The 13071-nt window shown below is 32.8% G+C and carries 16 protein-coding genes; all 16 read left to right on the top strand.

What is annotated here, in order from left to right; all coding sequences use genetic code 11:
- Position 1: 1 nt before the first annotated feature.
- The 16 genes from mobC (at position 2) to KSZ58_RS20050 (ending at position 12899) form a co-directional block, all read left to right on the top strand.
- The gene (gene mobC / locus KSZ58_RS20125) at positions 2-334 is read left to right on the top strand and encodes a plasmid mobilization relaxosome protein MobC (RefSeq protein WP_217752901.1); all 333 of its coding nucleotides are present in this window, start codon (positions 2-4) and stop codon (positions 332-334) included.
- The gene (locus KSZ58_RS20120; protein ID WP_217752900.1) at positions 334-1725 is read left to right on the top strand and encodes a relaxase/mobilization nuclease domain-containing protein; all 1392 of its coding nucleotides are present in this window, start codon (positions 334-336) and stop codon (positions 1723-1725) included. The genes mobC and KSZ58_RS20120 overlap by 1 nt, the downstream gene beginning before the upstream one ends.
- Positions 1700-2473, top strand: a complete 774-nt coding sequence (locus KSZ58_RS20115; protein WP_217752899.1) for a PcfB family protein — start codon at positions 1700-1702, stop codon at positions 2471-2473. Before KSZ58_RS20120 ends, KSZ58_RS20115 begins: the two co-directional genes overlap by 26 nt.
- A 6-nt stretch (positions 2474-2479) precedes the next feature.
- The gene (locus KSZ58_RS20110; RefSeq protein ID WP_217752898.1) at positions 2480-3379 is read left to right on the top strand and encodes a hypothetical protein; all 900 of its coding nucleotides are present in this window, start codon (positions 2480-2482) and stop codon (positions 3377-3379) included.
- An 11-nt stretch (positions 3380-3390) separates the two neighbouring features.
- Positions 3391-3573, top strand: a complete 183-nt coding sequence (locus KSZ58_RS20105; protein WP_217752897.1) for a hypothetical protein — start codon at positions 3391-3393, stop codon at positions 3571-3573.
- The gene (locus KSZ58_RS20100; protein ID WP_217752896.1) at positions 3563-5332 is read left to right on the top strand and encodes a VirD4-like conjugal transfer protein, CD1115 family; all 1770 of its coding nucleotides are present in this window, start codon (positions 3563-3565) and stop codon (positions 5330-5332) included. The genes KSZ58_RS20105 and KSZ58_RS20100 overlap by 11 nt, the downstream gene beginning before the upstream one ends.
- 21 nt (positions 5333-5353) lie before the next feature.
- Complete coding sequence (locus KSZ58_RS20095) at positions 5354-5674, top strand: glutamyl-tRNA amidotransferase (RefSeq protein WP_217752895.1); 321 nt, start codon at positions 5354-5356, stop codon at positions 5672-5674.
- On the top strand, positions 5674-6513 hold the full coding sequence (locus KSZ58_RS20090; protein ID WP_217752894.1) for a hypothetical protein: 840 nt from the start codon (positions 5674-5676) through the stop codon (positions 6511-6513). Before KSZ58_RS20095 ends, KSZ58_RS20090 begins: the two co-directional genes overlap by 1 nt.
- 80 nt (positions 6514-6593) lie before the next feature.
- Positions 6594-6788 carry a hypothetical protein gene (locus KSZ58_RS20085; RefSeq protein WP_217752893.1) on the top strand — a complete coding sequence of 65 codons (195 nt, stop codon included), beginning with the start codon at positions 6594-6596 and terminating at the stop codon, positions 6786-6788.
- Entirely contained in the window at positions 6778-7065 is a 288-nt protein-coding gene (locus KSZ58_RS20080) for a hypothetical protein (RefSeq protein WP_217752892.1), read from the top strand. The genes KSZ58_RS20085 and KSZ58_RS20080 overlap by 11 nt, the downstream gene beginning before the upstream one ends.
- 61 nt (positions 7066-7126) lie before the next feature.
- Positions 7127-7501 carry a PrgI family protein gene (locus KSZ58_RS20075; RefSeq protein WP_217752891.1) on the top strand — a complete coding sequence of 125 codons (375 nt, stop codon included), beginning with the start codon at positions 7127-7129 and terminating at the stop codon, positions 7499-7501.
- Positions 7482-9830 carry a VirB4-like conjugal transfer ATPase, CD1110 family gene (locus KSZ58_RS20070; RefSeq protein ID WP_217752890.1) on the top strand — a complete coding sequence of 783 codons (2349 nt, stop codon included), beginning with the start codon at positions 7482-7484 and terminating at the stop codon, positions 9828-9830. The genes KSZ58_RS20075 and KSZ58_RS20070 overlap by 20 nt, the downstream gene beginning before the upstream one ends.
- Positions 9823-10035, top strand: a complete 213-nt coding sequence (locus KSZ58_RS20065) for a DpnD/PcfM family protein (protein ID WP_217752889.1) — start codon at positions 9823-9825, stop codon at positions 10033-10035. Before KSZ58_RS20070 ends, KSZ58_RS20065 begins: the two co-directional genes overlap by 8 nt.
- Before the next feature lie 37 nt (positions 10036-10072).
- Positions 10073-10852, top strand: coding sequence for a DUF3535 domain-containing protein (locus tag KSZ58_RS20060; RefSeq protein ID WP_217752888.1), 780 nt, complete (start codon positions 10073-10075; stop codon positions 10850-10852).
- 35 nt (positions 10853-10887) lie between these two features.
- Positions 10888-11280 carry a DUF6075 family protein gene (locus tag KSZ58_RS20055; RefSeq protein WP_217752887.1) on the top strand — a complete coding sequence of 131 codons (393 nt, stop codon included), beginning with the start codon at positions 10888-10890 and terminating at the stop codon, positions 11278-11280.
- Positions 11277-12899, top strand: coding sequence for a lysozyme family protein (locus KSZ58_RS20050; RefSeq protein WP_217752886.1), 1623 nt, complete (start codon positions 11277-11279; stop codon positions 12897-12899). The genes KSZ58_RS20055 and KSZ58_RS20050 overlap by 4 nt, the downstream gene beginning before the upstream one ends.
- The last annotated feature ends 172 nt before the right edge of the window (positions 12900-13071 follow it).

Here is a 13071-nt window from a genome sequence, read left to right as displayed (position 1 = left end):
AATGAGAAAACGAAATATATCAATTATCACAAGATTAAATGAAAAAGAAAAAAAACATCTTGCTAGATTAGTGCAAAGAAGTGGTCTATCACAGGAAGCATATATTCGTCATTTGATAAATGGTGTTGTTCCTAGAGATAGTCCACCAGCTGATTACTATATGATGATGAAAGAATTACACGCTATTGGAAATAATCTAAATCAGCTAGCAAGAAAAGCTCATCAGTTAAATGTCATTGATGTTGAACAGTATGATCATGCAGTTAAAGAATTTGAAAATGCGGTAACAAAAATAACTGAAGCAGTTATCTTGCCACAACCTATGGATAAATAATGGCAACGACTGCGATATGGGATGTTAAAGGCTGGCTAGGTAAATTAGTCATCTATGCTGAAAATCCTGAGAAAACAACAAATCCCAAATATTACGAAAAACAGGATATGAATGATAATGAAACTGAAGCATTGGGAGATGTGATTGGTTATGCAATGCGTGAAGATGCTACTGTATCTGAAGAACTTAAAGAGCATTTTGTTAGTGGCATTAACTGTTCCATCAATACTGCAAGAACGGAAATGATGGCAGTTAAAAAACGTTATGGTAAAGAAGATGGTATTGTTGCTTTTCATGGTTACCAGTCTTTTGCTCCTAACGAAGCAACACCAGAGATAGCACATGAAATTGGAGTTAGACTTGCTAATGAATTATGGGGTGAACGATTTCAAGTGATCGTTGCAACCCACTTAGATAAAGAAAATCATATCCACAATCATTTTGTTTTAAATTCAGTGTCCTTTAAAGATGGCTATCGCTACAATGACTGTACCAAAACTTATATGCTAATGCGAAAAACTTCGGATCGTATTTGTAAAGAGTTTGGATTATCTGTCATTGAAAACCCTAAACGTGGTAAAGCAAAACATTATGGTGAGTGGAAAGCGGAACAGGATGGCAGACCTACGTGGCGTGGAATTATTAAAGCCGATGTCGATGAAGCTATCTCAAAAGCATTAACTGATAAACAGTTCTTTTATCTGCTAAGACAAAAAGGCTACTCAATCAAACAAGGTAAGGATATTACCGTTAGACCTCAAGGCAAAGAACGTGGTATGAAGTTAGCGAGGAATCTAGGTGATGAGTATACCTATAATGCCATTTGTAAAAAGATTATAGCCAATACACGAGGTTTTCCACCTGAAAAGAAAGAACCTAGTAAAATCATTGTCATGAAATTACATGGTCCATTAAATAAACATCGTAAATATAAAGGTATTCGTGCTTTATATTTTCAGTACTGTTTTAAGTTAGGAATACTGCCTAAAAACAAACCAGTATCCCCTGCTAGACTTCACTTTTTGTTAAAAGAAGATCTCGCAAAATTAGAAAATATTAATAAAGAAACTAAGCTGTTGTGTATGAACAAGATTGATACCTCACAACAGCTTTTTTCATACCAAAATCAACAGCTAGAACAAATGAATGCACTTATCAGTAAACGTAAACACCTACGCTCTAAACTGAGAAGCAAAGATTTAGATGATAAATCATTTCTGAAAAGTGAAATATCAAAGTTAACTGCTGAGATTGGAAAATTACGAAAGGAGGTGGTCTTATGTGATCATATTGCAAAACGTTCAGAGGTTATAAAAGAGAAACTAAAAGTTATTAAAGAAGATGAAAGAAAGGAGGAGACGAAAATTGAACACAGGAGGAGAAGCCGCTGATCAAGTCATTAAGATGGGCTTGAATGGAGCTGAAGTTGCATTGCGTATTACAGGAGTAGCAGCTAAAGAAGTAGCCACCATGCTGTATGCGATTTTAAAAGACAACAAAAAAAGCAAAGGTCGTACTCGATTAGAAAATCTAATCAAAACAGGACGACCTTTAACTATTTTTACTGTTAAAGCAAGTGATTATGAACAATTTAAAATTGAGGCAAAGAAATACGGTATTTTATACAGTGGTATTCGTGATTCTAAGATGAGTAATGATGGTATGATTGATATCATTGTTAAACAAGAAGATGCCAGCAGAATTAATCGTATAGTAGAACGCTTTAAATTTGCTGATGTTAGTCAATCTGAAGCTCAAATCAAATCAGATATTGAAAGAACACGTGAGGCGAAAAAGAATAAAGAAGTGCCTGATCGTGATAAACCAACCAAATCAGAGAATGAAAAAGTGCTAGAAGAAGTATTTGCAAAACCACTGCAAAAGGAAACAAATGTTTCAAACCCCAATCTGGCGAAGACGACAAAATCCCGTCAGTCCGAGCCTTCATTGAAGAAAGTCGTGGGGGAACCTATTAAACTGCCAAAACCAAGTGTTAAATCACAATTAAATGAAATAAAAGCAGAACAGGATAAAAAAGCGACTAAGCAGATAAAAGAAGAAAAATCAAAATCAAATTCTTCTAAAGCTGTTTACCATAAACAACCTAAAACTAAAAAATCCAAAAGAAAAGAGAGGTAATAATCTATGAGTAATTTAAATGAAATGTTTACAGGTATTCAAAGTACTGAAGAAAGCAAACAGAAATCAATTGATGCCTTTATTGCTGAAAGTAAGGCAAACAGAGAACAGTGTTTCTCTATGGCTAATGAGATGGCATTAAGTGTTGGTGCTGATCCTAAAGTATTTCAGTCCTATTTAGATATGCAAAGTAAATTTCCTAGTTATTCAGTGAATAATGCTTTACTGGTATTAAAACAAATGCCACAGGCTACACAGTTAGGTGATCTAAGTTACTGGAAAAATCAAAAGAATTATATCCGCAGAAACGAATTGGATAATAAGGTATTGATTTTAGAGCCGGGTGATGAATATCGTCGTGAAGATGGATCAGTAGGCACTTATATCAATGCCAAAAAGGTTTATGATATTTCTCAATCTAAAAACTCACGTCATCGTGAAACACCATTAAATGACATCAACAGTTTAATTATGGCATTAGCAAACAGTTCCCCTGTAGGCTTTAAATCAATCACTCCAGAACAAATGCCACAAGGTTATGCTGTTATGTATGATAAAAATTCAGATAAGATTTATTTAAGAAATGGTCTTGATGATGCTACAAAAGTTTTTCAGCTAACAACAATGGAAATTGCTCATGCAATGATGGCGAAAGATAATCCTCATTATGACCGCAATGAAAATCACTTAACTGCCTATGCTTCGTCTTATATGTTGTGTAAACAATATGGTGTAAATACTGATGATTTTATCTTTGAAGTTAGTCCTCAAAGTGAAACCAATGAGCCACAGGATATCAAAAAAGAATTAGCAAAAATTAAAAATATTGCAAATGATATCTCTAATCGCATGGAACCAACATTAGTTCAAAATCGATCTACTAAAGAAAAATCATATGAAAGATAAAGGGATAAGTTATGAAAGAAATTTATACACTTAGGTTGGATAAATATGATTATGGTATAATTTTAAACACATTAAATGACAGAAGAACAGAAATGATTAAAAATAATCAGGATACTGAAATCATTGATAATACCTTACTAAAAGTCATTGAAGCCAAAGAAAGATATAAAGGATGTGATCGCAGTGAGCGATGAGCAGAATCAAACGTATTTAGCACTATTTCTTGCTGGTACAGTTCCAGTAATTTGGATAGCTTTATTGTTAGCCCCCTATTTATTTACAGGAGGTATATTTTCACATCTTGCTGATATGACCAATGCCTTAAACAACCCTTTATCCATTACATGGACGGAAGATAGCTTAAAAACTATCTTCCTTTTTCTATGTATCTATGGTGTAGGTATTGGAATTTATTATTCTACAAAAAAGAACTATCGACGTGGCGAAGAACATGGAAGTGCCAAATGGGGTTCCATTACAAAAGTGAATAAAAAATATTCAAGTAGGAAACCCATTAAAGATAAGATACTGACACAAAATGTTCGTATCAGCTATAACAGTCGAAAACATCGACGTAATTTACTCACTTTGATATGTGGTGGAAGTGGTGCAGGTAAGACAAGATTTTATGCAAAACCTAATCTTTTACAGGGAAATACCAGTTTTGTTGTATTAGATCCAAAAGGAGAGCTAACCAGAGATACTGGAAATATGCTTAAACAGATGGGATATGAAGTACGAGTATTAGATTTAATCAATATGGATAAATCGTTTTGCTATAACCCATTTGCCTATCTGAAAAATGATAATGACGTACAAAAGTTAGTGACCAATTTGTTTAAAGCAACAACCCCTAAAGGGGCGCAGAGTCAGGATCCCTTTTGGGATACTGCTGCAAGTATGCTTTTACTAGCATTGATCTTTTATCTTAAATATGAAGCCCCTGAAGATGAGCAAAACTTTCCTATGGTTATGGAAATGCTTAGAGCTGGTGAAGTGCATGAAGATGATGATTATTATCAGTCCCCACTGGATATTCTTTTCTTTAAACTAGAAAAAAGAAATCCTAATCACATTGCGGTTAAGTATTATCGAGATTATCATTCAGGTAGTGCAAAAACATTAAAATCTATTCAGATCACATTAGCGGCACGTTTGGAAAAGTTTAATCTTGAATCCTTATCTAAATTAACACAAACTGATGAGTTAGATATGACAAGTATTGGTGAAAAGAAAGTTGCCTTATTTGCAATTATTCCCGATAACGATACATCATTCAACTTTTTAATCTCCATTTTATATACCCAGCTGTTTCAACAACTGTTCTGGGTAGCCGATCATAAGTATCATGGACGATTGCCTGTTCACGTGCATTTTTTAATGGACGAGTTTGCGAACGTCAGTTTGCCGGATGACTTTGATAAAATTTTATCTGTTATGCGTAGCCGAGAAGTGTCAGTTTCGATTATTCTCCAAAATCTTGCCCAATTAAAAGCATTATTTGAAAAGCAGTGGGAATCTATCGTAGGAAACTGTGATGAATTTTTATATCTCGGAGGAAATGAGCAAAGCACTCATAAATATGTATCTGAGCTATTAGGTAAAGCAACCATAGATACCAACACTTATGGTAAAAGCACAGGTCATAGTGGGAACTATTCTACCAATTATCAAAATAATGGACGTGAGTTACTAACGCCTGATGAAGTAAGGCTATTAGATAATGAACTAGCTATTTTATTTATTCGCGGTGAACGTCCCATCATGGATAAAAAATATGAGATAACCCATCATCCAAATATTTCTATGACACCAGATAGTGGTAATAAAGATTTTGAATATCATCATGGAGAAATAACAGAAGCAATTGCTTCAGTATCATTGAGTTATGATATTGAGGAGGCTTTAGATTTTGATTTAAGTGATACTGAATTTGTTTTTGCTGATGAATAAAAAATATGGAGGAATTATGAAATGAAAAATGAAAAACAAACACTATCTCGTAAAGGGAAAGTATTATTTATTATATATGTAGTATTAGTTGCATTCTTTACACTAGGTTTGACACCAGTTCATGCTGAAGGAGATCCACTAACGGTTATTAATAATCTTAGTGATTTTATCTTTGGACTGATTCGAGCAATTGGTATGATCTTGCTTGGTTTTGGTATTGTTCAAATCGGTCTAAGTTTGAAATCACACGATCCTTCACAAAGAGCGAATGGTTTCTTGACACTTGCAGGTGGTGTTATTATTACATTCGCTAAAGAAATTTTGAATACTATTGCAGGCTAATGGAAAGTGATAACTGGATCGTTCAAAACCTGCAAAATGCTTTAAATACTTGGAATGAAAAGTTAGCTGAAATATGGAATATTATTACCCAATCGCCTAAAGATTTTAAAGGTGGAGGCATTTGGCAAGTTATAGAGCAGATCAATGGTGCATTAATGGCCATTGGTCTTGCCCTATTAGTTTTGTTCTTTGTAGTTGGTGTAATGAAAACGTGTGGATCATTCGCAGAAGTCAAGAAACCTGAACATGCACTAAAGTTATTTATTCGTTTTGCATTAGCAAAAGGAGTTGTCACTTATGGACTGGAACTTATGATAGCATTATTTGAAATTGTACAGGGAATTGTATCAACAATTATGAACAGTGCTGGATTTGGTGCTGCAACTGATACTGTTCTTCCTGATTCACTTATTACTGCCATAGAAGATGTTAGTTTTTTTAACTCTATACCTCTATGGGCAGTTACTTTGATTGGTGGATTGTTCATTACAATATTAAGTTTTGTCATGATTATGAGTGTGTATGGAAGATTTTTTAGACTTTATCTTTATACCGCAATTGCTCCAGTTCCGTTATCTACATTTGGTGGTGAGCCAACGCAGAATGTTGGAAAATCATTTTTGAAATCATACTGCGCAGTCTGTCTTGAAGGAGCTATTGTTGTATTAGCATGTATCATCTTTTCACTTTTTGCATCTTCACCACCAGCAGTAGATGAAACTGCTCAAGCTGTTACTCAGGTATGGAGTTATGTTGGTGAACTTATCTTCAATATGATTGTTTTGGTTGGGGCAGTCAAGATGAGTGATCGTGTTGTTAGAGAAATGATGGGTTTATAAAAATTTATTTTCAATTCATCAATTTTATACTCAAAAAACAAAGAATATGGTATACTACAAATAGAAAAGGAGTTGGTTATATGGAAATTAGAAAAATGGTTTTTGATGGTATTTCTTATAACGTTATGACTGATGACGAACTAAATGACTTTGTCAAAGAAATAGAACTTAAAAAAGAGTTAGATATACAGCATGAAAGACTTATGAATGGTGAAATAGAAACTATGAGTGTTGATGATTTTGCTAAAAAACATCAGTTGAAATATGGTTTATAAAGTACTCATTACAGAAGAAATAGATGAAACATTAAACAATATTGATTCATACTGTATAGAGCATTTTAAAAATTATGATTATGCTCAAAAAGTATTAAATGAGATATTGTATGTTGCTTCTTTCTTATCAGAGAACGCTGGTAAAACACCACTATATTCTAAATATTTATATAAGTATACTTCATCAAAAATTCCCTTTAATTTTTATTATTCTATTGATGAAACTAAAGGAATTATCTATTTGGAAAAGATGTTATCATTTAAACAAAAACAATAAGAATGATTTAAGAGCTTAATATTGATTAAGTTCTTTTTTTCTTTTTGAGAAAGGAATATTTATGGAAGTAAAAGTAAACAAGGAAATCCGTAATTATACAGAATCTATTTATTTTGGACTGTCACTTAGACAGTTCATTTTTTCAATTTTAGCCTGTCTTATGGCAGTGCTACTGTATTTTATAATGAAGCCCTATTTTGGATTAGAAACATTATCATGGTTTTGTGTTTTAGGAGCTTCCCCATTTGCTGCATTAGGCTTTGTTACCTATAATGGACTTACTGCTGAGCAGTTTGTATGGGCATGGATTAAATCAGAACTACTGATTCCTAGAGAAATTAAATTTGAAAGCAATAATGTTTACTGGGAAGCAATGATTCCCTATATAAATAAAAAAGAAAGAGAGGTACTAAAACGTGATAAAAACGTTAAGTAATTTAACCAAGCAGGATAAAGAAAAATTTAAAGTGCCAAAAAAAGTACAACAGGTTATTCCTGTTGATACCATCTATAATGATGGTATCTTTCAGGTAGGAAAAAACAAGTTTTCTTTAACTTATAAGTTTACTGATATCAATTATGCAGTTGCTTCTTGTGAAGATAAAGAAGCTATGTTTTTAGAATATTCAGAGTTACTAAATTCATTTGATAGTGGTGCAACCACTAAAATAACAATTTCATTAAGACGATTAAATAAGGAGAATTTTGAAAAAGAAATTCTATTGCCTTTAATGAATGACAGTCTTGATCAGTATCGTGAAGAATATAATCAAATGTTGCTAGATAAAGCAATGGGAACGAATGGTATGATTAGAGAAATGTATTTAACAGTATCTATATTTAGAAAAAACTATGAAGATGCAAAAATGTATTTTCGTCGAGTTACTACGGATATGACAACACATCTAGCAAGACTTGACTCTAAATGTAAAGTCTTGAATGCTGTAGAGCGATTACAGATATTACATGATTTCTATCGAACTGGTGAGGAAACTCATTTCAAAATTGACCTTAAACAACTGATGAGAAAAGGGCATGATTTTAAAGACTATATCTGTCCTGACAGTTTTGAATTTAAAAAAGATTATTTTACAATGGGAACACGATATGGTCGTGTTTTCTTTTTAAAGGAATATGCCAGTTATATTAAAGACAACATGATTGCTGAACTAACGGATATGAATCATAACATGATGATGAGCATTGATGTGATTCCAGTTCCAACTGATGAAGCAGTAAGAGAAGTAGAAAATCGTTTATTAGGTGTAGAAACAAATATAACCAACTGGCAAAGACGTCAAAATGCCAGCAATAACTTTAGTGCTGTAATTCCTTACGATATGGAACAGCAGAGAAAAGAAGCTAAGGAATTTTTAGATGATCTAACCACCAGAGATCAGCGAATGATGTTTGCAGTTTTAACATTTGTATTAACAGCTGACAGTTTAGAACAGTTAGAAACAGACAGTGAAGCATTATTAACAACTGCTCGCAAACATCTATGTCAAATGGCTCCTCTCAATTTTCAGCAGTTGGATGGATTAAATACCGCTTTACCAATGGGTGTTCGTAAGATCAATGCCCTTCGTACCCTTACAACAGAAAGTCTTGCAGTATTAAATCCTTTTAGAGTTCAAGAAATCATGGATAAAGATGGTATTTACTATGGAGAAAATGCAATATCGCATAATCTGATTATGGTTAATAAGGAGAATCTGTTAAATCAGTCTGCCTTTTTACTTGGAGTACCTGGTTCTGGTAAATCATTCAGTGCTAAGGAACTAATTGTATTTTTAGCATTAAGTACCAATGATGATATCTTAGTATGCGATCCAGAAAATGAGTATTCAGCACTTATTAAAGCATTAGGTGGCGAGGTTATCCATATAGCAGCAGGTAGTGATGACCACATCAACGCTATGGATATGACTCAAGGTTATGGTGAAGGTAAAAATCCAGTTATTGATAAGTCTGAATTTATTTTATCATTGTTTGAACAGTTGGATAAAAATGGACTAGGACCAAAAGAGAAATCAATTATTGACCGTTGTGTTGCTTTAGTCTATGAAGATTATCAAAATGGTGGCAAGCTACCAACTTTATGCGTATTAAGAGAAAAATTATTAGAACAGCCAGAAAAGGAAGCAGATAATCTTGCATTAGAAATGGAATTATTCACAGATGGCTCATTAAATGCTTTCGCCCATAAAACGAACGTAGATACAAATAACCGTATGATTGTCTATGACATCATGGATTTAGGAAAACAGTTGAAAACAATGGGATTGTTAGTTATTACTGATGCAATGCTAAATCGTGTAACAGATAACTGGAAAAAAGGTATTCGTACTCATGTGTTCATTGATGAGTTTCATGTCGTGTTTGAAAATGAGTATTCAGCATCCTTTTTCAACAGTGCATGGCGTCAGTTCAGAAAAAGAGATGGGTATCCAACAGGAATCACCCAAAATGTAGAATATTTATTAGCATCTGTAACTGCTAGTACAATGTTATCCAACTCTGAATTTATTGTTATGTTAAATCAGGCTTCACAAGATAGACAAAAACTTGCCAAACTGTTAAGTATCAGTGATGAACAAATGTCCTATATCACTAATGCTGATGCTGGGTGTGGTCTAATCAAATATGGAAATTCATTAGTTCCGTTTATTAATCAGTTCCCAAAAGATACCAAACTATATCAGTTAATGACAACCAAGCCAACAGATCGTCAAAATGCTATGAAAGGAAAACAATATGAATAAATATAACATTGAGATCAAAGAAACGTTAAGTCATATCTGCCAGATTGAAGCCAATTCATTAAGAGAAGCAATCCTTAAGATCAAACATAAATATCATAATGGTGATATTATTCTGAATGAAGATAATCTGGTAACCACTGAATTTAATGATAAGAATGAGCGTTCAAGTCAAAAGAAAAAAATAAATGAAAATAGAGAAAGATAATTTCTATCTTTCCACATTATAGAAAGGATCATTAATTATGGAAAAACAACCATTAGCACAACAGGAAAACATCAAGAAATTTAGTCAGCTTCTTAACGAAAACGGTATGAGTGATCAAAAAAAGGAATTTGATTATCTTATACAATATATTGATCAGATGGAGTATCAGTTTGATACAGTACTAGAAGAACTGAGAAATGTAAAACAGGAATTAAATTCTATTCAGGACAAGACATTTCGTGCAACTGCAAATAAAGCTGTTGATAAAGTCACAACAAAAGTCTACGATGCAAAGAACTCTTTAATAAAATTAAAACAGCATGTTATAAAAACAGTTGATAAAGCTGTTAATGAATTTAAAAAACAAGGTAAATCAGCTTTAAATTCAGCCATAAAAAAACTAAATGTTAAAGGAATGATGGAAACCATCAAAAAAGGTTTAGACAATTCAATTGAATTAATGGATCAAAATATTGATCAATTATCAAAACTTGGTAATGAAATTCACGAAGCTAATTCACATTTAAAAAACATTGGTAGAATATTTATTGGTAAAGGATCAAAAGAAACAACTCCTCGTGATACTAACAAAGGTTTGATATCAAAAACACAGGAAAATTTATTTTTCTGTATGTCAGTATTTACAAAGATGTCAGTTAAAACAGATAGTGTTATAACTACTCTGTCTGAATTAGAAAAAAATTCACAATCAAAAAAATCAGTGAAATCTGAACTTAATGATATAAAGAAAACCAATACCAAACCAACAAATACAAAGGTAAAAAGTAAAAATGAAATACAGCTGGGACAGAGATAATCTGTCCCTATTTTTAATGATAGGAGAAACCAATTATGAAATTCAACTCAAGAGAACACGAACAATTTTTTTATACACTTGTTAATGGTTGCAAAAACAATGATACGTATCATCTTTCACTTTTCTATACGCTTAGTATTGATAAAGACTGTCGATACCATATTGATGAATTATATAATAAAAAAGATGATTCCATTATCATTAATGGATTAAATCAACCATGGCAAACCAGTGGGTCAGATTTAACAACAAGATTAGCCTTTAATTTATGGAACGGTTACACACAAGATGGCTATGAGAATGAGAGTACGCCATCAGAGTTATTTGCTTGCGAATATGCTCCATATTTTTTTGAAGCAATTAAACTACGATATCCTGAATACTTTAAAGAACAGCCTTATCGAAAAAATATGGGTAAAGAAAGATGAGCAAATCAATTAAAACGAGAGATATCATCAAAGATGTCAAATCAATTGATAAGGCTTTAATTGCTGGAGAACATATTCGTAATATATCATCAAAAACAAAAGATAAAATTGAAGAAAATACACAACCTCAACACACAAGTCCTAATGATTATGCAGTTAGCAAGGTTAATGAAAATGCTAAACATTTAGCAAATAAAACAGCAATTGAAACAAAGATACAAGTGCAAAAAGGATATCGTTATATCAAAAGTAAACGAAAATCCAAAAAAGATACGGTATTAGACGATATAGATAGTAGCAGTGATACTCCTTCAAAAATAAAAGCAAAAGAACATGCTCAAAAAAATATCAGAACCACAAACAGAAAGACAAAAAAAGAAATCAAAAATACCAAATCAAACATCAAAGATTCTATCAGTAGTGGTAAAACAATTAAAAACACTTCTAAAACTACTATAAAAACTTCTCAGGAAATAGCAAAGCAGTCAGCAATTAAATCTGCTCAAGTATCAAAAGAATCTTATCATACAATAAAAGCCATAGGACGTAAGTCATGGTCAGTATCAAAAAAGGGAGTCAGTGCTGTTAAAAGAATTATCGATACAACAAGAACATCACTTACATTTCTTTGTTCAATTGGCTGGATTGCTATCCTTATTATATTACTGATTGCTTTGATTGGTGGAATCTTTATGACTGGAAGTTCCAGCAGTGGCAGTGGTAATCAGCTATCAAAGGAAGTTATTGAATATACACCAATCATCCAAAAGTATGCAGATGAATATGAAATACCTCATTTTATCAATGCATTACAGGCAATTATGATGCAAGAATCAGGTGGTAAAGGGACTGATCCTATGCAATCTAGTGAATGTTCCTTTAACACAAAGTTTCCTAATACACCCAATGCTATAACTGATCCAGAATATTCAATTCAAGTTGGTGTGCAAAATTTTGCAGACTGCCTTAAAAGAGCAAACTGTACTGATCCTTTAGATATTCCCTTATTAAGTTTAGCAATGCAGGGATATAACTTTGGTAATGGCTATATCGAATGGGCTTTAACTAATTTTGGTGCATACTCTCAAGGAAATGCAAAAGTCTTTAGTGATGTGCAGGCACGTAAGCATGGTTGGAATAGCTATGGGGATCCTGAATATGTGCCTCATGTTATGAGGTATTACCAATTTGCAAGTTTAGGTACAAGCAACAGCAATCTTGTCAATATTGCCATATCACAATTAGGCAATCAAGGAGGTACACCTTATTGGTCATGGTATGGATATAAAGAACGAGTTGAGTGGTGCGCCTGCTTTGTAAGTTGGGTAGCCTATCAATCGGGTGATCTTGATATAACAATTCCCAAATTTTCAGCAGTGAGAGATGGTATAAAATACTATCAGGATAAAGACCAATGGAAAGATAAAAGTTATACGCCAAAAACAGGAGATTTAATTTTCTTTGATTGGCAACGAGATGGTATTAGTGATCATGTTGGTATTGTTGAAAAAGTAGAAAATAATATTATTTACACAGTAGAAGGCAATTCTAATGATCAATGTAAACAAAACACTTATACTATTAATAGTTATGTTATCTATGGATATGGAACATACTAAAAACCTAAAAGAAATACAACTTTGTATCACTGATTTTAAAAGATAAGGGAATATAGCAAAAGATGTGTAAATAGTAAAAAGCGGGTAAGAATGTAGATACGAAACATACTTACAGGAGGAAAAATACTATGAACACATCTTTTATTTCGACAAAGCAGATCAAGGACCTTGT

Source organism: Erysipelatoclostridium sp. DFI.2.3, from assembly GCF_019132535.1.
Taxonomy (GTDB): Bacteria; Bacillota_I; Bacilli_A; order Erysipelotrichales; family Erysipelotrichaceae; genus Clostridium_AQ; species Clostridium_AQ innocuum.
The sequence above is the reverse complement of the archived record's forward strand: the minus strand, read 5'-3'. Positions and strand labels throughout refer to the sequence as shown.

Excerpts from the sequence above, each read along its gene's own strand:
- KSZ58_RS20055 (WP_217752887.1), top strand. The coding sequence starts at position 10,888 with ATGAAATTCAACTCAAGAGAACACGAACAATTTTTTTATACACTTGTT.
- KSZ58_RS20090 (WP_217752894.1), top strand. The coding sequence starts at position 5,674 with ATGGAAAGTGATAACTGGATCGTTCAAAACCTGCAAAATGCTTTAAAT.
- KSZ58_RS20120 (WP_217752900.1), top strand. The coding sequence starts at position 334 with ATGGCAACGACTGCGATATGGGATGTTAAAGGCTGGCTAGGTAAATTA.
- KSZ58_RS20065 (WP_217752889.1), top strand. The coding sequence starts at position 9,823 with ATGAATAAATATAACATTGAGATCAAAGAAACGTTAAGTCATATCTGC.
- KSZ58_RS20085 (WP_217752893.1), top strand. The coding sequence starts at position 6,594 with ATGGAAATTAGAAAAATGGTTTTTGATGGTATTTCTTATAACGTTATG.
- KSZ58_RS20060 (WP_217752888.1), top strand. The coding sequence starts at position 10,073 with ATGGAAAAACAACCATTAGCACAACAGGAAAACATCAAGAAATTTAGT.
- KSZ58_RS20050 (WP_217752886.1), top strand. The coding sequence starts at position 11,277 with ATGAGCAAATCAATTAAAACGAGAGATATCATCAAAGATGTCAAATCA.
- KSZ58_RS20105 (WP_217752897.1), top strand. The coding sequence starts at position 3,391 with ATGAAAGAAATTTATACACTTAGGTTGGATAAATATGATTATGGTATA.
- mobC (WP_217752901.1), top strand. The coding sequence starts at position 2 with ATGAGAAAACGAAATATATCAATTATCACAAGATTAAATGAAAAAGAA.
- KSZ58_RS20110 (WP_217752898.1), top strand. The coding sequence starts at position 2,480 with ATGAGTAATTTAAATGAAATGTTTACAGGTATTCAAAGTACTGAAGAA.
- KSZ58_RS20080 (WP_217752892.1), top strand. The coding sequence starts at position 6,778 with ATGGTTTATAAAGTACTCATTACAGAAGAAATAGATGAAACATTAAAC.
- KSZ58_RS20095 (WP_217752895.1), top strand. The coding sequence starts at position 5,354 with ATGAAAAATGAAAAACAAACACTATCTCGTAAAGGGAAAGTATTATTT.
- KSZ58_RS20075 (WP_217752891.1), top strand. The coding sequence starts at position 7,127 with ATGGAAGTAAAAGTAAACAAGGAAATCCGTAATTATACAGAATCTATT.